At 71.4% G+C, this 25,839-nt stretch carries 19 protein-coding genes; 11 read left to right on the top strand and 8 right to left on the bottom strand.

All coding sequences use genetic code 11. The features are described from left to right. The first annotated feature begins 283 nt into the window (after nucleotides 1-283). Entirely contained in the window at nucleotides 284-2,917 is a 2,634-nt protein-coding gene (glgP, locus tag ABD346_RS20270) for an alpha-glucan family phosphorylase (protein WP_344376615.1), read from the top strand. Between the two features lie 149 nt (nucleotides 2,918-3,066). On the opposite strand, the gene ABD346_RS20265 is transcribed toward glgP, so the two are convergent. Both ABD346_RS20265 and ABD346_RS20260 read right to left on the bottom strand, forming a co-directional pair. Continuing rightward, nucleotides 3,067-5,100, bottom strand: coding sequence for a M4 family metallopeptidase (locus tag ABD346_RS20265; RefSeq protein ID WP_344376613.1), 2,034 nt, complete (start codon nucleotides 5,098-5,100; stop codon nucleotides 3,067-3,069). A gap of 203 nt (nucleotides 5,101-5,303) precedes the next feature. Next, nucleotides 5,304-6,212 carry a TetR/AcrR family transcriptional regulator C-terminal domain-containing protein gene (locus ABD346_RS20260; RefSeq protein ID WP_344376612.1) on the bottom strand — a complete coding sequence of 303 codons (909 nt, stop codon included), beginning with the start codon at nucleotides 6,210-6,212 and terminating at the stop codon, nucleotides 5,304-5,306. 116 nt (nucleotides 6,213-6,328) lie between these two features. Between ABD346_RS20260 and ABD346_RS20255 the strand changes: the two genes are divergently transcribed. Continuing rightward, a complete protein-coding gene (locus tag ABD346_RS20255) occupies nucleotides 6,329-7,849 on the top strand; it encodes an MFS transporter (RefSeq protein WP_344376610.1) in 1,521 nt (506 codons plus the stop codon). 75 nt (nucleotides 7,850-7,924) lie between these two features. On the opposite strand, the gene ABD346_RS20250 is transcribed toward ABD346_RS20255, so the two are convergent. Further along, nucleotides 7,925-8,644, bottom strand: coding sequence for a PaaI family thioesterase (locus tag ABD346_RS20250; RefSeq protein WP_344376609.1), 720 nt, complete (start codon nucleotides 8,642-8,644; stop codon nucleotides 7,925-7,927). A 36-nt stretch (nucleotides 8,645-8,680) separates the two neighbouring features. Between ABD346_RS20250 and ABD346_RS20245 the strand changes: the two genes are divergently transcribed. Further along, the gene (locus ABD346_RS20245) at nucleotides 8,681-9,187 is read left to right on the top strand and encodes a DinB family protein (protein WP_344376608.1); all 507 of its coding nucleotides are present in this window, start codon (nucleotides 8,681-8,683) and stop codon (nucleotides 9,185-9,187) included. Nucleotides 9,188-9,196: 9 nt separating this feature from the next. Here ABD346_RS20245 and ABD346_RS20240 read toward each other — a convergent pair whose 3' ends face one another. From ABD346_RS20240 to ABD346_RS20230, 3 genes are all read right to left on the bottom strand, one after another. After that, a complete protein-coding gene (locus ABD346_RS20240) occupies nucleotides 9,197-10,348 on the bottom strand; it encodes a DUF1266 domain-containing protein (protein WP_344376607.1) in 1,152 nt (383 codons plus the stop codon). A gap of 74 nt (nucleotides 10,349-10,422) precedes the next feature. Then, a complete protein-coding gene (locus ABD346_RS20235; protein ID WP_344376605.1) occupies nucleotides 10,423-12,270 on the bottom strand; it encodes an ABC transporter ATP-binding protein in 1,848 nt (615 codons plus the stop codon). Further along, the gene (locus ABD346_RS20230; RefSeq protein ID WP_344376604.1) at nucleotides 12,267-14,111 is read right to left on the bottom strand and encodes an ABC transporter ATP-binding protein; all 1,845 of its coding nucleotides are present in this window, start codon (nucleotides 14,109-14,111) and stop codon (nucleotides 12,267-12,269) included. Before ABD346_RS20230 ends, ABD346_RS20235 begins: the two co-directional genes overlap by 4 nt. 215 nt (nucleotides 14,112-14,326) lie before the next feature. On the opposite strand from ABD346_RS20230, the gene ABD346_RS20225 reads away from it, so the two are divergent. The 4 genes from ABD346_RS20225 to ABD346_RS20210 are packed head-to-tail and all read left to right on the top strand — an operon-like array spanning nucleotide 14,327 to nucleotide 17,979. Further along, on the top strand, nucleotides 14,327-15,229 hold the full coding sequence (locus ABD346_RS20225; protein ID WP_344376603.1) for an ABC transporter ATP-binding protein: 903 nt from the start codon (nucleotides 14,327-14,329) through the stop codon (nucleotides 15,227-15,229). Then, entirely contained in the window at nucleotides 15,226-16,017 is a 792-nt protein-coding gene (locus ABD346_RS20220; RefSeq protein WP_344376601.1) for an ABC transporter permease, read from the top strand. Before ABD346_RS20225 ends, ABD346_RS20220 begins: the two co-directional genes overlap by 4 nt. Before the next feature lie 59 nt (nucleotides 16,018-16,076). Continuing rightward, on the top strand, nucleotides 16,077-17,345 hold the full coding sequence (locus ABD346_RS20215; protein ID WP_344376600.1) for a sensor histidine kinase: 1,269 nt from the start codon (nucleotides 16,077-16,079) through the stop codon (nucleotides 17,343-17,345). Beyond that, a complete protein-coding gene (locus tag ABD346_RS20210) occupies nucleotides 17,335-17,979 on the top strand; it encodes a response regulator (RefSeq protein ID WP_344376598.1) in 645 nt (214 codons plus the stop codon). Before ABD346_RS20215 ends, ABD346_RS20210 begins: the two co-directional genes overlap by 11 nt. A 33-nt stretch (nucleotides 17,980-18,012) precedes the next feature. On the opposite strand, the gene ABD346_RS20205 is transcribed toward ABD346_RS20210, so the two are convergent. Together ABD346_RS20205 and glgX are read right to left on the bottom strand one after the other, a co-directional pair. Then, nucleotides 18,013-18,591, bottom strand: coding sequence for a methyltransferase family protein (locus ABD346_RS20205; protein ID WP_344376597.1), 579 nt, complete (start codon nucleotides 18,589-18,591; stop codon nucleotides 18,013-18,015). Between the two features lie 179 nt (nucleotides 18,592-18,770). Then, complete coding sequence (gene glgX / locus ABD346_RS20200) at nucleotides 18,771-21,038, bottom strand: glycogen debranching protein GlgX (RefSeq protein ID WP_381229147.1); 2,268 nt, start codon at nucleotides 21,036-21,038, stop codon at nucleotides 18,771-18,773. Nucleotides 21,039-21,179: 141 nt separating this feature from the next. On the opposite strand from glgX, the gene ABD346_RS20195 reads away from it, so the two are divergent. The 4 genes from ABD346_RS20195 (at nucleotide 21,180) to ABD346_RS20180 (ending at nucleotide 25,567) form a co-directional block, all read left to right on the top strand. Beyond that, complete coding sequence (locus ABD346_RS20195; protein ID WP_344376594.1) at nucleotides 21,180-22,409, top strand: L,D-transpeptidase; 1,230 nt, start codon at nucleotides 21,180-21,182, stop codon at nucleotides 22,407-22,409. A 236-nt stretch (nucleotides 22,410-22,645) separates the two neighbouring features. After that, complete coding sequence (locus ABD346_RS20190; RefSeq protein ID WP_344376592.1) at nucleotides 22,646-23,890, top strand: L,D-transpeptidase; 1,245 nt, start codon at nucleotides 22,646-22,648, stop codon at nucleotides 23,888-23,890. 118 nt (nucleotides 23,891-24,008) lie between these two features. Beyond that, a complete protein-coding gene (locus ABD346_RS20185) occupies nucleotides 24,009-24,776 on the top strand; it encodes an enoyl-CoA hydratase/isomerase family protein (protein ID WP_344376591.1) in 768 nt (255 codons plus the stop codon). A 287-nt stretch (nucleotides 24,777-25,063) separates the two neighbouring features. After that, nucleotides 25,064-25,567, top strand: coding sequence for an ATP-binding protein (locus ABD346_RS20180; protein WP_053726204.1), 504 nt, complete (start codon nucleotides 25,064-25,066; stop codon nucleotides 25,565-25,567). Nucleotides 25,568-25,839: the final 272 nt, after the last annotated feature.

Here is a 25,839-nt window from a genome sequence, read left to right as displayed (position 1 = left end):
GAGCCTTCCACGGCGTACGGGTGGGCATTCCGGCAGTTTGTTAACTACCTGCGCGTAACGGTTCAGACAAGGAAAGCGCCGCGGCTTTCGTCGGCAACGGCCCAAACTTTGCCTACCCGTAGGTCATGTGATGCTCCGTCAGGCAGTGGTCGAAATCGGTGGGCCCGGGCCGCGAGGCGCTGTGGTTGACGAGGGCGCACCGGCACTACCTTCGGGTGTGAAGGAGGGGCGCACATCGCGGTGTGCCCACCCCGGTACGTAGGTCCCCTGCAAAGGTGGAAGCGTGAAGGCAATCCGTCGATTCACCGTGCGCCCTGTCCTGCCCGACGCCCTCCGGCCGCTCAGCGACCTCGCGCGCAATCTGCGCTGGTCCTGGCACACCGAGACCAGAGAACTCTTCCAGTCCGTGGACCCCGACGGCTGGCGGGAGGCGGGTGAGGACCCGGTGCGGCTGCTCGGCGCCGTCAGCGCCGCCCGCCTCGACTCGCTCGCCCAGGACCGCCGCTTCCTGCGCAGACTCACCGCCGCCGCCGACGACCTCGACGACTATCTGCACGGCCGCCGCTGGTACCAGGAGCAGAGCGGCGAACTCCCCTGCGCCATCGGCTACTTCTCTCCCGAATTCGGCATCACCGCGGCCCTGCCGCAGTACTCCGGCGGCCTCGGCATCCTCGCCGGCGACCACCTCAAATCCGCCAGCGACCTCGGCGTGCCGCTCATCGGCGTCGGCCTGCTCTACCGGCACGGCTACTTCCGCCAGTCGCTCTCGCGCGAGGGCTGGCAGCAGGAGCACTACCCCCTGCTCGACCCCAATGAGCTGCCCGTCTCGCTGCTGCGCGAGGAGGACGGCACCCCGGCCAGGGTCTCCCTCGCGCTGCCCGGCGGCCGCGCCCTGCACGCCACCATCTGGCAGGCCCGGGTCGGCCGGGTGCCGCTGCTCATGCTCGACTCGGACGTCGAGGAGAACGCACCCGGCGAACGCGACGTCACCGACCGGCTCTACGGCGGCGGCAGCGAGCACCGGCTGCTCCAGGAGATGCTGCTCGGCATCGGCGGGGTGCGCGCGGTGCGGACGTACTGCCGGCTCACCGGGCACCCCGCGCCCGAGGTGTTCCACACCAACGAGGGCCACGCCGGCTTCCTCGGGCTCGAACGCATCCGTGAGCTCGCGGGCGAAGGGCTGGAATTCGACGCCGCGCTCGAATCGGTGCGGTCCGGGACCGTGTTCACCACCCACACCCCGGTGCCGGCCGGAATCGACCGGTTCGACCGCGAGCTGGTCGCCCGCCACCTCGGCGACGACGGCGAGCTGCCCGGGGTGCCCGTCGAGCAGATCCTCCAGCTCGGCATGGAGACCTACCCCGGCGGCGAGCCCAACCTCTTCAACATGGCCGTCATGGGCCTTCGGCTCGCGCAGCGCGCCAACGGGGTCTCGACCCTGCACGGCGCGGTCAGCCGCGAGATGTTCGCGGGCCTGTGGCCGGGGTTCGACGCGCAGGAGGTGCCGATCACCTCCGTCACCAACGGCGTGCACGCCCCGACCTGGGTCGCGCCCGAGGTCTTCCGGCTCGGCGCCCGCCAGATCGGCGCGGGCCGCACCGAGGACGCGCTGACCGTCGGCGGCTCCGAGCGCTGGGACGCGGTCGCCGACATCCCGGACTCCGAGATCTGGGAGCTGCGCAGGGAACTGCGCGAACAGCTCGTCGTCGAGGCCCGCGAGCGGCTGCGGGCCTCCTGGCGCCAGCGCGGCGCGGGCTCGGCCGAGCTCGGCTGGATCGACGGGGTGCTGAACCCCGACGTGCTCACCATCGGCTTCGCCCGGCGCGTCCCCTCGTACAAGCGGCTCACGCTGATGCTGCGCGACCGGGACCGTCTGATGGAGCTGCTGCTGCATCCGACGCGGCCGGTGCAGATCGTCGTCGCCGGAAAGGCGCATCCCGCGGACGACGGCGGCAAGCGGCTCGTGCAGGAGTTGGTGAAGTTCGCCGACGACCCGAGGGTGCGGCACCGGATCGTGTTCCTGCCCGACTACGGCATGGGCATGGCGAAGAAGCTCTACCCGGGCTGCGACGTATGGCTCAACAACCCGCTGCGGCCCCTGGAGGCCTGCGGGACGAGTGGCATGAAGGCGGCCCTCAACGGCTGCCTCAACCTGTCCGTCCTGGACGGCTGGTGGGACGAGTGGTTCGAGCCCGACTTCGGCTGGGCCATCCCGACCGCCGACGGCGCGTCCACCGACGAGGACCGGCGCGACGAGCTGGAGGCCAACGCGCTGTACGACCTCATCGAGGACCGGGTCGCCCCGCGCTTCTACGACCGGGGCCCGGCGGGGCTGCCCGACCGCTGGATCGAAATGGTCCGCCAGACCCTCACCACCCTGGGCCCCAAGGTGCTCGCCGGGCGGATGGTGCGCGAGTACGTGACCCGTCTGTACGCGCCCGCCGCCGCGGCCCACCGGGCCCTGGATCCCGCCACGGCAAGGGAGCTGGCGCACTGGAAGGGGCGGGTGCGGGGCGCCTGGCCGCGGGTCGCGGTCGACCACGTCGAGGCCCTGGCCCCGGCGGCAGCGGCCCCCAACGGCACCGCGGAGCTCGGCTCCACCCTCGCGCTGCGGGTCCGCGTCGCACTCGGCGAGCTCGGGCCCGACGACGTCGACGTGCAGGCGGTGGCAGGCCGGGTGGACGCGGCCGACACCATCGCGGACGCGGCGACCTTCCCGCTGAAACCGGCGGGCGGCCCGGACCTGGAGGGCCGCTGGATGTACGAGGGCCCCCTCGCGCTCGACCGCACGGGCCCGTTCGGCTACACGGTCCGTGTGCTGCCCGCCCACCGCCACCTGGCCACCCACGCGGAGCTCGGCCTGATGGCGGGCCCGACGGAGGCGACCGGGGAGGGCGCGGGCGTGCTCATGCGCTGAGCCGCGTATCCCTGCGTGTCCCAAAGTGTCCCTGCGGACATGGGCGGTGCCCGGAGCCTCGTGGGCTCCGGGCACCTTCACTTTCCGGCCAGCCGCCTGGTCAGAAGGTGAGCTTCCAGAGGATGAACCTCACCGGTTCCGGCGGGAGTTCAGAAGGAGAGCTTGAAGTCGGTGATGGTGCCGACGTCCTGCCGCGCCTTGTCCTGGACCTTCAGCTTCCACACGCCGTTCGCCGCGACGCTGGAGGCGTTCACGGTGTACGTCTTGTCGAGGTTCCGCGTCGAGTCCGAGGAAGAGCTCTGCAGACGGAACGAGGTGCCGTTCGGGGCCACCAGGTCGATCTGGAGGTCACCGATGTAGGTGTGGGTGATCTTCACGCCGACCTTGAGGGCGGACGGCGCGTTGCCGGTGATGCCCGAGACGGTGACCGGGTCGGTGACCGCAGCGCCCGGGTAGTCCGGGATGGCCACGCTCGCGGTGGACTCGAAGACCTTGCCGCCGGGGTCGCCGCCGCCGGCGCGGGCGCCGACGTTGATGGCCGCCCAGGCGTTGGTGATGTTGGTGACCTCGGCGCTGTTCGCGCCGTACAGCTCGGTCGCCGCGGCGATGGTGCCCGCGCGGGCGCCCGCGTAGTCCGTGCTGGAGTTGAACTTCGTGGTCAGCGCCTTGTACCAGATGAGCTGGGCCTTGTCGCGGCCGATGCCGGTGACCGGCAGGCCGTCGGAGGTCGGCGAGTCGTAGCTCACGCCGTTGATGACCTTGGCGCCGCTGCCCTCGGAGGCCAGGTAGAACCAGTGGTTCGCGGGGCCCGAGGAGTAGTGGACGTCGAGGTTGCCGACGCCGGAGTACCAGCTGTCCGCGGAGCCGCCGTCCTTGCTCGGCTTGTCCATGTAGCGCAGCGGGGTGCCGTCACCGTTGATGTTGATCTTCTCGCCGATGAGGTAGTCACCCGGGTCCGAGGCGTTGTTCGCGTAGAACTCCACCGACGTGCCCATGATGTCGGAGGTGGCCTCGTTGAGGCCGCCCGACTCGTCGGCGTAGTTCAGGCCCGCGGTGGCGGCGGTGACGCCGTGCGTCATCTCGTGGCCGGCCACGTCCAGCGAGGTCAGCGGGTCGTTGTTGCCCGAGCCGTCGCCGTACGTCATGCAGAAGCAGCTGTCGTCCCAGAACGCGTTCACGTAGGCGTTGCCGTAGTGGACGCGGGAGTACGCGCCGACGCCGTCGCCGCGGATGCCGCTGCGGCCGAAGACGTTCTTGTAGAAGTCCCAGGTCTCGCCGGCGCCGTAGGCGGCGTCCGCACCCGCCGTCGCGGCGTTGGAGTTGGTGCCGTCGCCCCAGGTGTCGTTGGTCTGGGTGAACAGCGAGCCCGTACCGGACGAACCGTGGTTCAGGTTGTACGTCTTGTGCCCGCCGCGCCCGGCGTCGGTCAGGGTGTAGTTCGACCCGGACTGCGAGGTGCCGAGCGTGACCTGGCCGCTGTAGTGGGTGTTGCCGACACCCGTCTCGATGCCCTGCCACTGGTGCAGCTTGGCGCCCGTCTTGGCGTCCGTGATGACGTGCAGCTGGTTCGGGGTGCCGTCGTCCTGCAGCCCGCCCACGACCGTCTCGTACGCGAGGGTCGGCGCGCCCTTGACCATCCAGATGACCTTGCGGGCGCTGTCGGCCTTGTCCGCCTTCGAGCCGGCGGCCTTGGCGGCCTTGACGGCCAGGCCCTCGGCGGTGGCCGGGGCGTTGGCGGGGGCAGCGGTGGATATGCCCTTCAGAGCCGCGTTGTTCGCCTTGAGGACGTCCTTGGTCTTGCCGGCCGCGGTGTCGACCATCAGGTCGCCGCCGAGGACGGGCAGACCGTCGTAGGTGCGCTCGTAGCGGGTGTGCGTGGTGCCGTCCTGGTCCTTGGACACATCGTGGACGACGAGCTTCTCCTGCGCGCTGAGCCCGAGTTCCTTGGCCGTGGCCGCCGTGGTGGCCGTGGCCTGGCGTATGAGCTCGGCGCGCTGGGAGGGGCTGAGGCTTGCGGGCAGGGCGCCCGGGTTGCGTACCGCCTGGGCCTTGAGGGCCGCGGTGGCCGCGGAGTCGTCGGGGCGTGCGCTGGCGCTACCTGCCTGGACGCCGACACTGAGCATGGCGGCTGCGGCGATCAGGGCGCCGGTGGCGGTGGCACGACGACGGTGCGTGGATCTCACGCGAACTCCTTCTGCGAGGGGGTTCCGGTCGACTGGGTGGGGTCGGCCGGGCAGAGCTGTGCGGAGCGAGTGCGGCAACAAAGTGTTGTGCGTGAAAACTTTGTGCGTGGAACGGGGAGAGAGTGCCAGCAGATGAGAACTAATGTCAGGAGCGCGTCAACAAGTTGGCCGAAAAACGTCCGTTGTCCGAAGGTCGCCGTTCGTTAACCGGACGTTTCGGCAATGATGACGGCGATGCCGTCGAGGAGTCGGTCGAGCCCGAAACCAAAGAGCGAGTCCAAGTCCAGCTCGAACGGTTCGTGTTCGAAGATGGAGGTCAGGACGGGGTAGCCGCCGCCCGACACGATGGCCGCAAACCGCCCCCCGTTCCGGTCCATCCATTCGTCGTTGGAGACGCCGGTGTCCTGGAGCGCGTGCCCCTCCAGCTCCATGGCCACGCCCAGACCCTGGACGAAGGCGATCAGGGTCAGATGCGCGTGCATGACCTGGTGCACACCCAGGCTGGTGCCGCGCAGGGCCCGCAGGATCCACTCCGTGTACTTCATCGCCTCGGGCATGGGATCGGGCCGGATGAACGACGCCATCGCCCGTGCCATCCACGGGTGCCTGCGGTAAGCCGCCCACAACTGCCGTGCCGCGTGCGCGAGTTGGGCCCGCCAGTCCCCGACCGGCCGCCCCGGGTGCGCCTCCTTGAACCCCACGTCCGTCATCAGCCGTACGAGCTCGCCCTTGTTCGGCACGTGCCGGTACAGCGCCATCGTGGACGTCCCGAGGTCGCCGGCCACCCGCCGCATCGAGAGCCCGGCCAGGCCCTCGGCGTCCGCGATCCGGACGGCGGTGGCCACCACGGCCTCGCGGCTCAAAGGCGCCGCTTCGTCCTGGGCGCGCGCCGGGCGCGCCTCGGCGACCACCGTGCCGACCCCCGGCACCGCCCGCACCAGGCCCTCGCGCGCGAGGGCGGCGAGCGCCTTGGTCGCGGTCGCCATCGCGACCCCCGACTCGCGCACGATGGCCCGCGTGGACGGCACCCGGTCGCCGGGCACGAGCTCCCCGGAAGCGATGCGGCGCCGGATGCCGGCGGCGATGGCGAGGTAGGGCGGCTGCTCGGTCACGGCGGGCAGTGTACTAGTGCGCAGGACGGCGTAATGCCCAGTGAATACAAGGGAGTTCCGGGGGTGCACTAGCCCGCCGATGGCGCCGTACGCGCGAGGCTGTTTCGCTACCCGGCATGGACACTACGACCGGCCCCCTCGCGGGCCGTACGGACCCGGCCGCGCGGCGCGCCGGGCGCAGGGAATGGACGGCGCTCGCCGTCCTCATGCTGCCGCTGCTCCTCGTCTCGATGGACGTCTCCGTCCTCTACTTCGCCATCCCCTTCATCAGCGAGGACCTGGCGCCCAGTTCCACCCAGCAGCTGTGGATCCTCGACATGTACGGCTTCGTGCTCGCGGGGCTGCTCATCACGATGGGCGCGCTGGGTGACCGCATCGGCCGCCGCAGGCTGGTGCTCGCCGGAGCGGGCGTGTTCGGCCTCGCCTCGGTGGCGGCCGCCTATGCCGACTCGCCCCAACTTCTCATCGCGGTAAGGGCGTTGCTCGGTGTCGGCGGCGCGGCGCTCATGCCCTCCACGCTCGCCCTGATCCGCAACCTCTTCCACGACGAGAAGCAGCGCGCCACGGCGGTCACCGCCTGGACCGGCGTCATGACGGCCGGCATCTCCTTCGGCCCGGTCGTCAGCGGGGCCCTGCTCGAACGCTTCTGGTGGGGCTCGGTGTTCCTCATCAACCTGCCCGCGATGCTTCTGCTGCTGATCCTGGCGCCGCTGCTGCTGCCGGAGGTGAAACAGCCGTCGTCCGGCCGCTTCGACTGGCCGAGCGCGGTGCTGTCCCTGGCCGGGCTGCTCCCCGTGATCCAGGGGGTCAAGGAACTGGCCCGCGATGGGGTTGAGTTGCCACCCATCCTGATGATCATGGCCGGATCTGGCCTCCTGTACGTGTTCATCCGGCGCCAGTCGAGGCTCGCCCATCCCCTGGTCGACCTGGAACTGCTGAGGAGGCGCAGCTACGGCGGCGCGGTGCTCGCCAATCTCTTCGCCATCGCGGCGACCATCGGCATGGCGGTGTTCCTCACCCAGTACCTCCAGTCGGTACTGGGCAAGAGCCCGTTCGAGGCGGCGCTGTGGAGTCTGGTCCCGGCGACCGGGGCATTCGTGGGGGCGCCGGCGGGGGCGGTGCTGGCCCGGCGCTTCGACCGGGGGACGGTCATGGCGTGCGGGTTCGGGGTCTCCGCGTGCGGCTTCGGGGCCCTGGCATGGGTGCGTACGGACTCACCGCTCTGGTTCACCCTCGCCGCCTGCGCCGTCTACACCTCGGGCCTGGTGGCGGCCATGGCCCTGGCCAACGAACTCGCCCTGGGCGCGGCCCCGCCCGAGCGGGCCGGGTCCGCGGCGGCCGTCCTGGAATCCGGGCAGGAGCTGGGCGGCGCGCTGGGGATGGCGGTCCTCGGCTCGGTGGGGGCCACGGTCTACCGCCACGGCATGGCGGACGCGCCGGCCGCGGCGCGCGAGACGCTGGGCGGGGCGGTGGCGAGCGTCCACGGGGATGCTCTGGACGCGGCCTTCACGGCGTTCACGCGGGGCCTGGACTACGCGGCGCTGGGCGCGGCCCTGCTGATGGCGGGCGCGGCGGCCCTGGCCCTGACGCTGCTGAGGGCTCGGCGGGGCGGGGGTTCTGCTCCCTCGGGGAGGTGAGGGTGGGGGTGGGTGCTTTGGCTGCGGCCCGGCCGGTCGGCGCCGGCCGGGCCGCAGGCGAACGCATCCGCTCCCTCAGGCCCGCGGGTCGATCCACAGCGACGTCGCCACCGCGCAGAGGTCGCCCGAAGCCGAGGCCAGGGCCACGCCCATGTGGTGTTTGCGGCCTTCCTCGGAGCGTATCCAGGCGTACGAGATGAGCTGCTCGCCGACCTTCACCGGGCGGAGCAGGGTCGCCGTGAGGGAGGCCGTCACCGCGCCGGGGCGCTGGGTGCCGAGGAGGCGGCCCGCCGCGTTGCCCGGGCAGTCGAGTGCGCCCCACACCAGGGCGGGAGGCAACAGGCCCTCCGGGTCGGCGAGCTGGGGACCGGGGGCCCAGGCCGTGGCCACCAGATCGCGGCCCGGGACCCGCCCGCAGTGCTGGCGCAGGCCCGTGTCGGGCGTGCGGTCCAGGCCGCAGCCGAAGCAGTCGACGCTGCCGGACGGGGGCGCGGCCCGGTAGGCGTCGCCGGCCGCGGACGCCTCGGCCCATGACGGCGCCCCGGGCGCCTCGACGCTCTGCTCGGCCGGGACGGCGAGAGCAAGCACCACCTCCCGGGAGGTCAGCTCGGCGCCGCCGTCCGCCGTCTCGGCGAGCCGCACCGGCACACCCGTCGGCACAGGCCGCCGGAAGTCCACCCGTACCGTCTTGGCCGCCGCCCGCCCGGCGAGCACGCCCGCCACATAGCCGCCGAAGGCCACCCCCGGATACCCCTGGAGGTGGGCCGGAACCGTGATCGTCTCCATCGCTGTCATGCTGGCCACCTCATCACACCGCGAGGAGCGACACCCATGACCGACCACCGCATAGGACCGCCCCACTTCGGCAGCGAGCGCGAGATGCTGCGCGCCTTCCTCGACTACCACCGGGCGACGCTGGCCATGAAGTGCGAGGGACTCGGCGACGAGGAACTGCGCAGCCGGTCGATGCCGCCGTCCACGCTCTCGCTGCTCGGCCTCGTACGGCACATGGCCGAGGTCGAACGGACCTGGTTCCGGCGGGTCTTCGAGGACCAGGACATCCCGATGGTGTGGTCGGACAAGATCGACTTTCAGGCGGCGTACGACGCGAGCGGGTCCACCAGGGCCGAGGCGTTCGGCGCCTGGGAGGCCGAGGTCGAGCACTCCCGGCGGATCGAGCGCGAGGCCGAGTCCCTCGACCTCGCGGGCCACCAGCCGCGCTGGGGCGAGGACGTGTCGCTGCGCATGGTGATGCTGCACCTGATCCACGAGTACGCCCGCCACAACGGCCACGCCGACCTCCTGCGCGAGGGCGTCGACGGAACCGTGGGGGCCTGAAGGCCGGGCTCAGCGCCAGGGGATGTTCCGCCAGGGGCTGGCCTCGTGCTCGGTCAGGATCCGGTGCGCGTCGACGTTCTGCTGGTAGTAGCGGCCGTACGACTCCTCGTCGAAGCGCAGCACCCGGCCGAGTGCGTACCCCGCGGAGAAGTCCTCCCACGAGCGGTACGCCGACCTGCTGAGCGCGCCCGCGTGCACGATCGCCTGCTCCGCCTCGTGCGGGGTGCAGAACCGGGCCGAGAGCCCCCAGCGTGCCAGGTTCACGGCCCGCCCGTAGTCGTAGGCGACGGTGGTGGTGACCCGGCCGTCCGGCGCGAGCAGCCCGTCCGCGCGGAACCGGGCCTCGTACCGGACGATGCGCCGCACCAGCTCCTCGATGTCCTTGACGGCGCCATGGCCGACGCCGATGTCCTGGGCGTGCCCGGCGGCCGTCTCGCGCCACAGATCGACGGGCGGCGCCTCGTCGAGACCGGCCCGCAGCTCCTCGCGCACGCGGAGTACGAAGTCGGGCTCGGCCGGGCTGTTGCGCGCGTCGAGCAGGAAGTCCAACTGCCGCTGCCAGCCCGCCCGGTCGGTGATGTCCCAGGACTCGCGGAGCACCCGCAGCTGCCGGGTGTACTCCTGGTAGACGGAGCCCACCTCGTTCCACGGCACGTCGTTGCCGACCGCCAGGTGCGCGCCGCAGGCGAGGCCGTACGCGAGCGGTCCGCGCAGCGCGCCGTGCCGCAGGCCGATCAGCCTCTCGGGGCGCTCGGCCTCCTCGTGGAGCCTGCGCCACAGGGCCAGGTGGTCGGCGGCGGCGGGCAGGAACAGCTGGGCCGGGGTACCCGCGTTGACCGCGAGCAGCGTCTTCCCGTCCAGGAGGCCCGAGTCGGCGATCCACTGGAGCGAGACGCCGTGGAACACCCAGTCCGGATGCCACGGCGGCAGCATCCCCCGGGTCAGCACCGGCTTGCACAGCCAGCCCGACGCGTCCCGGTAGGAGGGCCAGCGGATCAGGTCGGGCCGCGCGTCGACCTCGGCCTTGGGCGCGGCGATGTAGAGCTCCTCGCGGGCGAGCACCCGCAACTGGGCCATCACGTCGCCGCGCAGCCCCGCCGAGTGCAGCAGCCACTCCGTCTCCGTAGGCGCCGCCCAGTTGGTACCCGTCCCCGTTGCCACGCCCCGATCCTACGAACTCCCTTCCGGCCGTTACGCGGCAGGTACCGGGAAACCCGCAGGTCGGGGCGTGATCCTCAGGCCAGGCTGTCCCGCCAGGCGCGGTGCAGGTCGGCGAAGCGGCCGGTGCCCGCGATCAGGTCGGCGGGGGAGCCGTCCTCGACCACGCGGCCCTGTTCCATCACCAGGACCCGGTCCGCGATCTCGACCGTGGACAGCCGGTGCGCGATCACCACCGCCGTACGCCCGTTGAGGACGGTGTGCATGGCGCGCTGCACCGCCCGCTCGCCCGGGATGTCGAGCGAACTGGTCGCCTCGTCGAGGATCAGCACGGCGGGGTCGGCGAGCAACGCCCGTGCGAAGGCCACCAGTTGGCGCTGCCCGGCCGAGATGCGGCCGCCCCGCTTGCGTACGTCGGTGTCGTAGCCGTCGGGCAGGCCCGCGATGAAGTCGTGCGCGCCGATCGCCTTCGCGGCCTGCTCGATCTCGTCCCGGGTGGCGTCCGGTCGGCCGATCGCGATGTTCTCGGCGACGGTGCCGGAGAACAGGAACGCCTCCTGGGTGACCATGACGACCCCGCGCCGCAGATCCCGTACGGACAGCTCGCGCAGATCCGTGCCGTCGAGCAGGACGCGGCCCGCCGTCGGATCGTAGAAGCGGGCCAGGAGCTTGGCGAGGGTGGACTTGCCCGCGCCCGTCGATCCGACCACGGCGACGGTCTGGCCCGCCGGGATGGTCAGGTCGAAGCGGGGCAGCACCTCGCCGCCGGTCCGGTAGCCGAAGCCGACCTGCTCGAACTCGACGCGGCGGCCCGGGAGTCCGGCCGCGCGCTCCGGCAGCGCGGTCGGCTGCGCGGGCTCCGGGACGGACGGGGTCTGGGCCAGCAGCCCGGCGACCTTCTCCAGGGAGGCCGCGGCCGACTGGTAGGAGTTGAGGAACATGCCGAGCCGGTCGATCGGGTCGTACAGGCGGCGCAGATACAGCACCGCGGCCGCGAGCACACCCAGCTCCAGGCCGCCGTCCGCGACCCGGGTCGCACCCCACAGCACCATCGCCGCGACCGCCGTGTTGGCGACCAGCCGGGAGCCGACCACGTAGCGCGCCATCTCCAGCATCGCGTCGCCGTTCGTCCGCTGGTGACGGCGGTTCAGCTCCTGGAACTCGGCGTCGTTGGCCCGCTCGCGCCGGAAGGCCTGCACCGGCCGAATACCGTTCAGGGTCTCCGCGAACTTGACGATCACCGCGGCGATCGCGGTGGACCTGGCGGTGAACACGGCTCCCGCCCGGCGCTGGTAGAGCCGGATCAGGAAGTGCAGCGGAACGTAGGAGGCGACCGCGAGCGCGCCGATGCCCCAGTCCAGCCACAGCAGCATCGCGCAGATGTAGACCGAGGAGAGGATCACCCCGATCAGCTCCTGCAGGCCCTCGCTGAGCAGCTCCCGCAGCGACTCGACGTCCGTGGTGGACCGCGAGATCAGCCGTCCCGAGGTGTACCGCTCGTGGAAGTCCACGCTCAGCGCCTGCGCGTGCCGGAAGATCCGCCCGCGCAGATCGAGCAGCACGTCCTGGTTGACCCGGGCGGAGGTCTGGATGAACGCGTACTGGAAGAACCCGGAGGCCAGCGCGGACACCAGATACCCGACGCCCACCGCGATCAGCGGCCCGTAGTCGTGCGCGCGGAACGCCGGTACGCCCCGGTCGATGGCGTACGCGACGAGCAGCGGGCCCGCCTGAGCCGCGGCCTGCTGCACGACGAGCATCAGCGTCGCGATCACCACGCGCCTGCGCAGCGGCCGCAGCAGGGCCCTGAGCAGCGCGCCGGTCGCCCCCGGCGGCGCGGGCAACTCGTCGCGGTCGAAGGGATCGCCGGCAGCGGGTGCCTCGTCCTCCCCGGTGGCGGTCTCCTCCCCGACAGTCGTCGTCATCGCCCGTCCTCCCCCTTGCCGTCATGACGTTCTTCGGCGCCCGACATCAGCCAGGCGTATTCGGCGTTGCCGCGCAGCAGCTCCTGGTGCGTACCGACGGCGCTGATCCGTCCGCCCGACAGCAGGGCGACCCGGTCGGCGAGCATCACGGTGGACGGGCGGTGCGCGACCACCAGCGCCGTGGTGTCCTGCAGCACCCGTCGCAGCGCCGCCTCGACCAGCGCCTCGGTGTGTACGTCCAGGGCCGACAGCGGGTCGTCGAGGATCAGGAACCTCGGCCTCCCCACGACCGCCCGAGCCAGCGCGAGCCGCTGCCGCTGCCCGCCGGACAGGCTGAGCCCCTGCTCCCCGACCTGCGTGTCCACGCCCTGCGGCAGCCGCCGTACGAACTGGGCCTGCGCGATGTCCAGCGCCCGCTCCAGATCGTCCGGACTCCCGCCGCCCATCAGGACGTTGTCCCCCACGGAGGCCGAGAAGAGGGTGGGCTCCTCGAACGCGACGGAGACCAGACCGCGCAGCCGCTCCCGCGGCATGAGCGTGATGTCCTCACCGTCGAGAGTGATCCGCCCCCCACTGGCCTCGTGCAGCCGCGGCACGAGCGCGGTGAGCGTGGTCTTCCCTGACCCGGTCCCCCCGACAAGGGCCATGGTCTCGCCGGCCCGTATGTGCAGATCGATCCGGGAGAGGACCGGTGGGGTTCCGGGGGCCGCGTCGGGATAGCGGAACACGACCTCCTCGAAACGGATGCCGAGGTGGTCCGGGGCCAGAGCCTCCGGCGCACGGTCCGCGGACGAAAGAGGAACGGGGTCCGGGGCGCAGAGGGGGCCGGGGGAGGCGGCGCCCTCGGCCTCCTCCTCCGCGTCCATGGCCTCGAAGAACCGCACCGTCGCCGTCGCGGACTCCTGGCTCATCGCCAGCAGGAACCCGATCGACTCCACCGGCCACCGCAGGGCCAGCGCCGTGGACAGGAACGCCACCAGCGTTCCCGCCGACAGCTCCCCGTCGGCCACCTGCACCGTGCCGAGCACCAGCGCCGCGCCGATGGCGAGTTCGGGAATCGTGGTGATCAGGCCCCAGAGCCCGGCGAGCAGCCGCGCCTTGGCGAGCTCGGTGCCGCGCAGCCGACGGGAGAGTTCACGGAAGGCCAGCGCCTGACTGCGGTGCTGCCCGAACCCCTTGATGATCCGGATGCCGAGCACGCTCTCCTCGACCACCGTCGTCAGGTCGCCCACCTGGTCCTGCGCCCGCCGGGCGACCAGCGAGTACCGGGTCTCGAAGACCGAGCAGAGGGCCACCAGCGGGATCACCGGGACCAGCAGCACGAGCCCGAGGCTCCACTGCTGCGACAGCAGGATCGCGAACCCGGCCAGGATCGTCACCCCGTTGACGACGAGGAACGTCAGCGGGAAGGCCAGGAACATCCGCAGCAGCATGAGATCCGTGGTGCCGCGCGACAGGAGCTGGCCCGATGCCCACCGGTCGTGGAAGGAGACCGGAAGCCGCTGCACATGCCGGTACAGATCGGCCCGCATGTCCGCCTCGACGCTCGCCAGCGGCCGCGCCACCAGCCACCGCCGGAACCCGAACAGCGCCGCCTCCGCCACCCCGAGCAGCAGCAGGTACAGCGCGCCGAGCCACACCCCGCCGGGGTCGTGGTCGGCCACCGGCCCGTCGACGATCCACTTCAGTACGAGCGGGATCACCAGACCGAGACAGGAGGCGACGATCGCCACAAATGCCGCACTGAACAAGCGAGTTCGTACGGGGCGTACATACGGCCAGAGCCTCAGGAGCGAGCGCGTGGCCGACGGGTCCTTGGTAGCTGCATGTGTATCGGGCATCGTTGCCGAGCCTACGGACGGCCACTGACAGTGCCCACCGAGTTTCGGACGGGCCTCACTGGTCCGCTGGTCCTAGGACCGGTCGGGCGGCTCAGGGGGAGCCGTTCCGGGAGCGGGCGCGCAGGAGGTCGTACCGCCGATCAACCGATCGGTTGATGCGGGGTCGAGCGCGATGGGCGATGTGGCGGACCCCCGACGAACGGGATTCTCAAGGCATGCCAATCATCGAAGTCACCGGAGTGCGCAAGACATACGGCCGCAGGCCCGCCGTCGACGGCGTCAGCTTTGCCGTCGAAGAAGGCGAGATCTTCGGCATCCTCGGCCCCAACGGAGCCGGCAAGACCACCACCGTCGAGTGCATCGAGGGGCTCCGCGTCCCGGACGCCGGGGTGATCCGGGTGGCCGGCCACGACCCGGTCGCCGACCACGACGAGGTGACCCGCATCCTCGGCGCCCAGCTCCAGGAGAGCGAGCTCCAGCCCAAGCTCACCGTCCGCGAGTCCCTTGAGCTGTACGCCGCCTTCTACCCGGACCCGGCCGACTGGCGCCCGCTCGCCGAACGCCTCGGCCTCGGCGAGAAGCTGGACACCCGCTTCGCCAAGCTGTCCGGCGGACAGAAGCAGCGCCTGTTCATCGCGCTCGCCCTCATCGGCAACCCGCGCGTCGTGGTGCTCGACGAGCTCACCACCGGCCTCGACCCGCGCGCCCGCCGCGACACCTGGGCGCTGATCGAGGACGTGCGCCGCAGCGGAGTGACCGTCCTGCTGGTCACCCACTTCATGGAGGAGGCCCAGCGCCTCTGCGACCGGGTCGCCGTGATCGACAAGGGGCGGATCGCCGCCCTGGACACCCCCTCCGGACTGATCCGGCGGGCGGCCGGCTCCACCGTCATCTCCTTCACCCCCTCCGCCCCGCTCGACGACTTCGCCCTCACCGAGCTGCCGCAGGCCGCCGCCGTGGAGGAGAAGCACGGCCGGGTGACCATCCATGGCACCGACGAGACCGTCAACGCCGTGATCACCCTGCTCGCCCGGCACCACATCACCGCCCACCAACTCCGCGTCTCCGAGGCGACCCTCGACGACGCGTTCCTGGATCTGACGGAGGCCTCGGCATGACCACCACCCTCACCCCGCCGCGCCCGGCCCGGGCCGCCCGCACCTCCCGTACGGCCGCCGTCGCCGTACTGAAGACCGAGACCAGGCTGTTCCGGCGCGAGCCCGCCGGACTCTTCTGGATCATGGTGTTCCCGACCGTCCTGCTTGTCGTGCTCGGCTCGATCCCCGGCTTCCGCGACCCCGACAAGGCGCTCGGCGGCATCCGCTTCGTCGACGCCTACGTCCCCGTCGCCGTACTCCTCTCCATGATCATGGCGGGCCTCCAGGCCATGCCGCCGGTCATCACCGGATACCGCGAGCGCGGCATCCTGCGCCGCATGTCGGCCACCCCCGTCCGCCCGTCCGCCCTGCTCGGCGCCCAGATGGGGCTGCACGGCGTGGCCGCCCTGATCTCCGCCGTCCTCTCCCTCACGGTGGGCCGCCTCGCCTTCCACGTGGCGCTGCCGCACCAGCTCTTCGGATACGCCCTCGCCCTGCTGCTCGCCGTCCTGAGCGCGCTCGCCCTCGGCGCCCTGGTCTCCGCCCTCTCCCGTACCTCGAAGGTCGCCAACGCCATCGGCTCGGCGGTGTTCTTCCCGATGATGTTCAGCGCGGGTGTCTGGCTGCCCGTCCAGGCCATGCCCGACACGCTGGGCCGCATCGTCGAACTGCTGCCCTTCGGCGCCGCCGCCCAGGCCCTCAACGAGGCCGCGGCCGGCAGCTGGCCCGGCTGGGACCACCTCGGCATCCTCGCCCTGTGGACCGTGCTCCTCTCGGCGGCCGCGACCCGCTGGTTCCGGTGGGAATGACAGCCGTGTCCTTCTGGGGCGCTTGCGGCGACGGCCTCGGCGTGGACGAGACTGGGGCCATGAGCGACGGGGCGAGCACGACGAAGCCGGATCTGGTGGAGGAGCGCTGGGAGGCGTTCCACCGCTGGGGCCCCTATGGACTCCTCTTCATCGGCTGCCTCGCCGCCGCGGCCACCGCCGACCTGCTGATGAGCACCGCCGACCGCTGGGCCACCGCCGCCCTGGTCGGCGGCGCCCTGCTGCTCCAGCTCTGCTGGGGCCATCTGCGTCGCACCCGGCCGGGACCGAGCTTCGCGGGCGCCGTCTACTACTTCGTGCGCTGGGCCTTCGCCTTCGCGCTCACCTGGCTCAACCCGTTCTTCGCGTTCTTCGCCGTCGTCGGCTACTTCGGCGCCCAGGCGGTGCTGCCCCGGCGCCTGGTGAGGGTCGGCCTGTTCGCGACCGCGGTGATCATGGCCGGCTCCCAGTCCGGCGGCCTTCCGCCCAAGGGCTCCATGGGGTGGGTGGTGTTCGGCGCCGTCCTCGCCATCAACTGCGTACTCCTCACCGTGTTCAGCCATCTCGCCGCCCAGGAGGACGAGCGGGCCCGGGTGCAGATCGCGACCATCGACGAGCTGGAGACCACCAACGCCCGGCTCCAGCAGGCCCTCGACGAGAACGCCGCCCTGCACGCCCAACTCCTGCTCCAGGCAAGGGAAGCGGGCGTCGCCGACGAACGCCGCAGGCTCGCCGCCGAGATCCACGACACCATCGCCCAGGGCCTGGCCGGCATCATCGCCCAGCTCCAGGTGGTCACCAGCAGCACCGACCCCGACCTCGTGCGCGAGCACCTCGCCAGCGCCCAGTCGCTCGCCCGGCACAGCCTCGGCGAGGCCCGCCGCTCGGTGCAGAACCTCAGCCCCCTCGACCTCGAACACGACGCCCTGCACAAGGCGTTGAAGAAGACCGTCGCCGCATGGGGCACCCGGCACGGGATCCGCGCCGACTGCACCGTGACCGGCACCGCCGTACAGCTCCACGACGAGATCGAGGCCACCCTGCTCCGCATCGCCCAGGAGGCCCTCGCCAACGCGAGCCGCCACGCCCACGCCTCCCGTGTCGGCGTCACCCTCTCCTTCATGGGCGACGAGGTCTCCCTCGACGTCCGCGACGACGGCCGGGGCTTCGATCCGCTGAGCCTGCCGGCCCGCTCCGGCACCGGCGGCTTCGGCCTCGACGGCATGCGCGCCCGGGCCGAACGCATCGCCGGCACGGTCACCGTGGAAACGGAGCCCGGCCATGGCACCGCGGTCTGTGCCCGCGTACCGTTGGTCCCCCATGACCACTGATGCCACCATCACCCTCCTGATCTGCGACGACCACCCCGTAGTGCGGGACGGTCTGCGCGGCATGTTCGCCTCGGCCGACGGCTTCGAGGTCCTCGGCGAAGCCTCCGACGGAGTCGAGGGCGTCGACCTCGCCGAGCAACTCGACCCGGACGTCGTCCTGATGGACCTGCGGATGCCCGGTGGCGGGGGAGTGGCCGCGATCGCGGAACTCACCCGGCGCGGGCTGCGCTCCAAGGTCCTCGTCCTCACCACGTACGACACCGACTCGGACACCCTCCCCGCGATCGAGGCGGGCGCCACCGGCTACCTCCTCAAGGACGCCCCGCGCGAGGAGCTGTTCACCGCCGTGCGGGCCGCTGCCGCAGGCCGCACGGTGCTCTCCCCGGCGGTCGCCTCCCGCCTGGTCACGGCGGTCCGCACGCCCGCCGTCCCCGCCGGTGAACCCCTCTCGGGCCGTGAGCGCGAAGTCCTCGCCCTCGTCTCCAAGGGCACCTCCAACCGGGAGATCGCGCGGGCCCTGTTCATCAGCGAGGCCACGGTGAAGACCCATCTGACGCACATCTACGGCAAGTTGGGCGTCAAGGACCGGGCCGCCGCGGTGGCGGTGGCGTACGACCGGAAGATCCTCGGCTGACCGGAGCCTCTCGCGCCGCCCCCGCCGGAGCCCTCACCAGACCCCGGGTATCAGCCGGGGTCTGGTGGCCGCGTATTCCGTGTACGCGGTGCCCAGTGCCTCGGAGAGGAGCTTCTCCTCCACGTGGATGCGGTAGCCGAGCGCCAGGGCGCCGCCCGCCGCGAACACCAGGAGCGCCGCCGCGTTGTCGTACGTCACCCCGAGGGCGAGCCCGGCCAGCGCGATGCCGCTGTACGCGGGATGGCGCACCCAGCGGTACGGGCCGGAGCGCACCACCTGGTGGTCCCGCTGGACGTGGACCGTGCCACGGAAGAAGCGGCCCAGGGCGACGATGGCCCAAAGCCGCAGGGCTATCCCGGCCCAAGCGACGATCAGCACCGCCAGGCGGGCCCCCGTCGAGGCCGTCGAATAGTCCAGAGCGGGAGTGGCGCGGGCGACCGGACGGGCCGCCCAGCCTGCCGCGCCCAGCGCCACGACGAAGAGCAGCAGGCTGCGCCACTCGGTGCGCTCGGTGGGCGCGCTGCTCATCAACTGGCGTACCTGGAGGGCCAGTTCGCAGGCCAGCCACGCATACAGGGTGATCCGCAGAGTCAGCTCGATGTCGTTGTACATGCCGCACCACTCCCTCGTCGCCCGCCGATGGCTCCGGCACGTTCGACGATCGCACCCGGGGCGGGTGGAGCGGATCGGCCCGCGGGTGGACCGCCGGGTGGAGATTTCGACCGCCGCCCACCGGGCCGTCTCCACCCTGTCTCCACCCGCCCCGGCCCCTCCGCCCGGCAGGACCCGCCCTACCCCGCCACCTTCAGCACAAGGACCGACCGGGCCGGCAGCGTCACCGTCTCGCCGCCCCGGTGCACCCGCCCCGGCGCCTCGGCCTGTTCCTCCTCCGAGGTGTCCACGACCAGCTCGTACGAGGCGGCCCACGGCGGCCCCGGCAGCACGCAGCCCTCAGGGCGGTCCGCCGAGTGCAGCAGGATCAGGAAGCTGTCGTCGGTCACCGGCGCACCCCGCGCGTCGCGCCCCGGGATGTCGCGGCCGGACAGGTACAGGCCCAGCGTCGCGGTGGGGGCGTACCAGTCCTGCTCCGTCATCTCCTCGCCCCGCGCGGTGAACCACGCCAGGTCCCGCAGCCCGTCCGCGCCCTGCGCCCGGCCGGAGAAGAAGGCGCGGCGGCGCAGCACCGGATGGCGGTGCCTCAGCTCGACGAGCCGGGTGGCCAGTTCGAGCAGCCCGCGCGGTCCGGGCTTCTCCAGGAGCGACCAGTCGACCCAGCTCACCTCGCCGTCCTGGCAGTACGCGTTGTTGTTGCCGCCCTGGGTGCGGCCCATCTCGTCGCCCGCGACCAGCATCGGCACGCCTGTCGACACCAGGAGCGTGGTCAGCAGGTTCCGCAGCTGGCGTCGCCGCAGCGCGTTGATCCGGGGGTCGTCGGTCTCGCCCTCCACCCCGCAGTTCCAGGCCCGGTTGTCGTTGGTGCCGTCCCGGTTGCCCTCCCCGTTCGCCTCGTTGTGCTTGCGCTCGTACGACACCAGGTCGCGCAGCGTGAAACCGTCGTGCGCGGTCACGAAGTTGATCGAGGCGTACGGGCGCCGGCCGCCCCAGGCGTACAGGTCGCTGGAGCCCGAGAGGCGGTAGCCGAGGTCGCGCACGTCCGGCAGCGCGCCCCGCCAGAAGTCGCGTACGGCGTCGCGGTAGCGGTCGTTCCACTCGGTCCACAGCGGCGGGAAGGAGCCCACCTGGTAGCCGCCGTTGCCCACGTCCCACGGTTCGGCGATCAGTTTCACGCGGCGCAGCACCGGGTCCTGGGCGATCACCGCGAGAAAGGGCGACAGCATGTCGACGTCGTGCATCGAGCGGGCCAGGGCCGCGGCCAGGTCGAACCGGAAGCCGTCCACGCCCATCTCGGTCACCCAGTAGCGCAGCGAGTCCGTGATCAGGCGCAGGACATGGGGCTGGACCACATGGAGGGTGTTGCCGCAGCCCGTGTAGTCGGCATACCGGCGGGCGTCGGACTGGAGGCGGTAGTAGCCGCGGTTGTCGATGCCGCGCAGGGACAGCGTCGGCCCCAGTTCCCCGGCCTCCGCCGTGTGGTTGTAGACCACGTCGAGGATGACCTCGATGCCGGCCGCGTGCAGGGCCCGCACCATCCGCTTGAACTCGCCGACCTGCTGTCCCGCGGTCCCGGTCGCCGAGTAGCCGGCGTGCGGGGCGAAGTACCCGATCGAGTTGTAGCCCCAGTAGTTCCGAAGGCCGCGCCGCAGCAGATGGTCCTCGTGCGCGAACTGGTGCACCGGAAGCAGTTCGACCGCCGTCACGCCGAGCCGCACCAGATGGCCGATCGCCGCCGGGTGCGCGAGCCCCGCGTACGTGCCGCGCAGCGGCTCGGGGATCTCCGGGTGCAGCCGGGTGAAGCCGCGTACGTGCAGCTCGTAGATGACCGAGTCGGACCAGGGCGTCTTGGGGCGGCGGTCGTCCGCCCAGTCGTCGTCGTCCTGCACCACCACGCCCTTGGGGACGTGCGGCGCCGAGTCGCGGTCGTCGCGCACGGTGTCGGCGACCTGCTGCTGCGGCCAGTCCCGGACGTGCCCGTACACCTCGGGAGGCAGCACGAAGTCGCCGTCCACGGCCCGCGCGTACGGGTCGAGCAGCAGCTTCGCCGGGTTCCAGCGGGCCCCCGTCCACGGGTCCCAGCGCCCGTGCACCCGGAACCCGTAGCGCTGCCCGGGGCGTACGCCCGGCACGAAGCCGTGCCAGATCTCATGGGTCAGTTCGGTCAGCGCGAGCCGGGTCTCGGTGCCCGCCGCGTCGAACAGGCACAGCTCGACCGACTCGGCGCCGCCCGCCCACAGCGCGAAATTGGTGCCCGCGACGCCGTCGGGGCCGACCCGGAAGCGGGCGCCGAGCGGGGTCGGCGAGCCAGGCCAGACAGGGGGGCGCAGGGCCCCCGGTTCACCCCGGTGGCCGTTCACGACGGGGTGAAGGGGGCGTTGCCCCTCCGTGCCGGGCGCACCGCCCACGGCACCCCGCACTGCCCTCTGCTCGGCTGCGCTCGACACCTGACGGCCTCCCGCGGCTCGGCGCAGGGCAGCACGCGGCGTCCCGGCCGCGGCTCCCCTTGCGTGTCCCTGCACCTGTTCTTCCCGCAACAGCCCTCGTACTCACGTTTCCCCCGGCGGGGGGCGGTCGTTGGGCGGGGCGTGAGAGACGTACTGAAGCGGGCAGGGGCGGGCACGGCCGCCGCCCTGGCATGGGCAGGACTGACGGCGGTCCTGGTGACCGCGCTGACCGGGTGCTCGGGCGGCACCCTGGACATCGGCGACATCGGGGGCAAGCCGTTGACGCCGAAGGAGGCCATTCTGGTGACTCCGGACGACGGGGCCAAGGCGGTCACGGCGGACCAGAAGGTGGAGGTGCGGGTGCCGGCCGGGCGCCTGGAGCGGGTCAAGATGATGAAGACGGAGGACGCGCAGCCCGAGGAGGTGCCGGGGAAGGTCTCCGCGGACGGGATGACGTGGACGCCGAGCGGCGGTGCGCTCCAGCTGGCCGCGCTGTACACGGTGGACACGGTGGCGCTCGACGGCCACGGCCACCGCCAGGCCCGCCACACCACCTTCACGACGTTCGTCCCGGAGCACCGGTTCATCGGCTACTTCAAGCCCGAGAACCGCTCCACGGTGGGCGTCGGCATGATCGTGTCGTTCAACTTCAACCAGGCGATCAAGGACCGGGCGGCCGTCGAGCGCGCCATCAGGATCACCTCGCAGCCTCCGGTGGAGGTGCGGGGCCACTGGTTCGGCAAGGACCGGATCGACTTCCGGCCCGAGAGGTACTGGGCGCCCGGCACCAAGGTCACCATCGACATGAAGCTGCGCGACGTGGTCGCGGCGCCCGGCGTCTACGGCATCCAGGACAAGACGGTCGCCTTCACCGTCGGGCGCGACCAGGAATCCCTCGTGGACGCAGAGGCACACACCATGGAGGTGCGGCGCGGCGGCGAACTCGTCTCCACCCTGCCGATCTCCGCGGGGTCGCCGAAGAACACCACGTACAACGGGAAGATGGTCGTCACGGAGATGTACGACGTGACGCGGATGAACAGTCAGACCGTCGGCTTCGGGGGCGAGTACGACATTCCCGACGTTCCGCACGCCATCCGGCTGACCAACACCGGCACCTTCCTGCACGGCAACTACTGGGCCCCGTCCAGGACCTTCGGCAATTCCAACACCAGCCACGGATGCGTCGGTCTGCGCGACGTGAAGGGCGGCAGCTCGGACACCCCGGCGGGCTGGTTCTTCGACCGCACCCTCATCGGCGACATCGTCGAGGTCGTCAACTCCCACGACCACCAGGTCGCTCCCGACAACGGGCTCAGTGGCTGGAACCTGGACTGGGCGAAGTGGAAGGCGGGCTCCGCGATCTCCTGAATTCCCCTCACCCCTCGAACGCACGGCCCCTGACCGTTCCCGGTTAACCCACCGGGAACGGTTTCTGTGTTTCACCTGAGAGTTCCAGGACAAGTTGGCACTGAATGGTGACATAGGAGGGGAGGTCGGGGCCCGTCCGGTGTGATTATCTATCGCCGTGCGTGCGCGAGGACGTGCGCGGGGGTGAGTGAGTACGGGCGGTGGCGGGGCCACGCCGTGCGAGGGGAGAAAAAGTCTTGAACGGGCAGCCTATTTCGGGGGCGTCGGCCGCGGCCGGACGGCGCGGTCGCCAGGGCAGCGCACTGCTGGCCCTCCTCTTCGGGGCGATGCTGCTCCTCGTCACCGCCTGTGGCGGGGGCGACGGTTCCAGCTCGAAGGCCAAGGCGGGCGGCGGAAGCGCCGCCGAGGACACCAAGGCCTCCGAGGCCGTGGTCACCATCGTGCCGGCGGACAACGCCAAGGACGTGGCCACCAGCGGCGCGCTGAAGATATCCGCCGACAAGGGCAGGCTGTCCGCCGTCACGGTGGCCGACAGCAAGGGCAACGCGGTCGCCGGGAAGATATCCGCGGACGGCCTCGGCTGGGCCCCGGACCAGCACCTCGCCTCCGCGACGCAGTACAAGGTCCACGCGGTCGCCAAGGACGACAAGGGTCGCGAGTCCGCCAAGGACACCACCTTCACCACCCTCGTGCCGACCAACACCTTCGTCGGCCAGTACGTGCCCGAGGACGGTTCCACCGTCGGCGTCGGCATGCCGGTCTCCGTCAACTTCAGCCGCGGCATCACCAACCCGGACGCGGTCGAGAAGGCGATCACCGTGACGGCCGAGCCGTCCGTCCCGGTCGAGGGCCACTGGTTCGGCAACGACCGGCTCGACTTCCGTCCCGAGAAGTACTGGGCGCCCGGCACCAAGGTCACCGTCAAGTTCAACCTCGACGGCGTCGAGGGCCGTCCCGGCGTCTACGGCAAGCAGACCCGCACCATCCACTTCACCATCGGCCGCTCGCAGGTCTCCACCGTGGACGCGGGCGCCCACACCATGAAGGTGGAGCGCGACGGCAAGCCCCTGAAGACCATCCCGATCAGCGCGGGCTCCCCGGCGAACACCACGTACAACGGGCAGATGGTCATCAGTGAGAAGTACGAGGTGACCCGGATGAACGGCGCCACCGTCGGCTTCGGCGGCGAGTACGACATCAAGGACGTGCCGCACGCGATGCGCCTGTCGAGCTCCGGCACCTTCATCCACGGCAACTACTGGGGCGACCCGTCGGTGTTCGGCTCGGCCAACACCAGCCACGGCTGCGTCGGCCTGCGGGACGCGCGCGGTGCGGGCGACCCGTCCACGCCGGCCGCCTGGTTCTACAACAACTCCCTGATCGGCGACGTGGTCGTCGTGAAGAACTCCAAGGACAAGGTCATCCAGCCCGACAACGGCCTCAACGGCTGGAACCTCTCCTGGGCGGACTGGACCAAGTAGCCCGGCAGGGCAACTGCGCAACGGACCCGGTGCTGTGAGGCTGTGAATTCGGGGGGCCGGCCCCCCAAACCTCCCACGCGCCGGGTCCGTTGTCGTTAGTGACCGTTAACCTGCCTCCATGACTGTGAACCTCGAAGTTTCCGAAGGCGTCGGCACCATCCGCCTGGACCGCCCCCCGATGAACGCCCTCGACATCGCGAGCCAGGACAGGCTGCGCGAGCTCGCCGAGGAGGCGGCCCGGCGCGCGGACGTGCGGGCTGTGGTCCTGTACGGCGGCGAGAAGCTGTTCGCGGCGGGCGCGGACATCAAGGAAATGCAGGCCATGGACCACGCGGCGATGGTCGTGCGCGGCCGGGCGCTGCAGGACTGCTTCACCGCCGTCGCCAAGATCCCCAAGCCGGTCGTCGCGGCCGTCACCGGCTACGCGCTCGGCGGCGGCTGCGAGTTGGCGCTGTGTGCCGACTTCCGCATCGCCGGTGACAACGCGAAGCTCGGCCAGCCCGAGATCCTGCTCGGCCTCATCCCCGGCGCCGGTGGCACCCAGCGCCTCGCGCGCCTGGTGGGTCCGTCCAAGGCCAAGGACCTCATCTTCACCGGCCGCCAGGTGAAGGCGGACGAGGCGCTCGCCATGGGCCTGGTCGACCAGGTGGTGCCGGCCGCCGAGGTGTACGAGCGGGCCGTCGCCTGGGCCGCGCGGCTCGCGCAGGGCCCGGCCATCGCACTGCGCGCGGCCAAGGAGTCCATCGACGCGGGTCTGGAGACGGACATCGACACCGGCCTGGCCGTCGAACGCAACTGGTTCGCGGGCCTGTTCGCGACCGAGGACCGCGAGCGGGGGATGCGCAGCTTCGTCGAGGAGGGCCCGGGCAAGGCCAAGTTCCTCTGAGAGCAGGGGAGTTGAGGGGGGCGGGGTCAACCGCGGCTGTACATGTGAGGGCAGTGTGTACACCCTGTGGGGGGATTAGCACAGCCTTAAGCGCACCTTAAGGAAAACCCCTCCGGAACGCTTGGTGATCAAGCGAATGCATCACGTCATCGCAGGTCAGAGTGGATGCATTGCGCCATCGACTGCCCCCGTCATATGCCAGAACGGGCCTCCGGAACCTCAGGTTCCGGAGGCCCGATTCCTTCGGAACGGCCCCGGAGGCCGCCCCGGGCCGCCATGATGGTGCCATGGCGGGGCTGGAGGGTGTGGAACAACCGGCGCAGCGCGTGAGTGCGACCGCGGCACGGTGGATGCCGTCCGCCGACGACGAAGTGGCGCTGAAGGCGCTGGAGTTGTTCGGGAATCCGACGGAGGAGGAAGTCCGGCTGCCCTCACGTCCGGAGTCGGCCGCCACGGCCCGCCGGATCACGCAGTCCGTGGTGCTGCGCCAGTGGGCGCTCTCGCCGACGCTCGCCGAGCACGCGGTGCTCCTCGTCTCCGAACTCGTCGGCAACGCGGTACGGCACACCGGGGCCCGCGTCTTCGGGCTGCGCATGCTGCGCCGCCGGGGCTGGATCCGGATCGAGGTCCGCGACCCCTCGCGCGGGCTGCCCTGCCTGATGCCGGTGCACGAGCTCGACATCAGCGGCCGGGGCCTCTTCCTCGTCGACAAGCTCTCCGACCGCTGGGGCGTGGACCTGCTGCCGCGCGGCAAGACCACCTGGTTCGAGATGCGGGTCGCGGACCGCTGAGTCACCGAAGGCCTCGCTGCATCACAGAAGCCCCCTGGCTGCCGGATGCGGCGCCGCGGGGGCTTCTGTGGAGCGCCGTGGATCTGGGGGGGTGTGATCCACGGCGACTGAAGACGACCTGGCCCGGGTCAATGGGGGTCGTGGCTCCGACTATGACAGATGGGCGGCCCATCATCAAAAGTCCCTAGTCGGACATAGCGCCACTAACTATGACAGTTTAGCTGTGAATCGTAGGTGAGCTTGAGCACGCACCTTCTAAAGCATGAATAACT

Source organism: Streptomyces mauvecolor (assembly GCF_039532965.1).
GTDB classification, from domain to species: Bacteria; Actinomycetota; Actinomycetes; order Streptomycetales; family Streptomycetaceae; genus Streptomyces; species Streptomyces violascens.
This window is presented reverse-complemented; position numbering and strand designations above follow the sequence as displayed.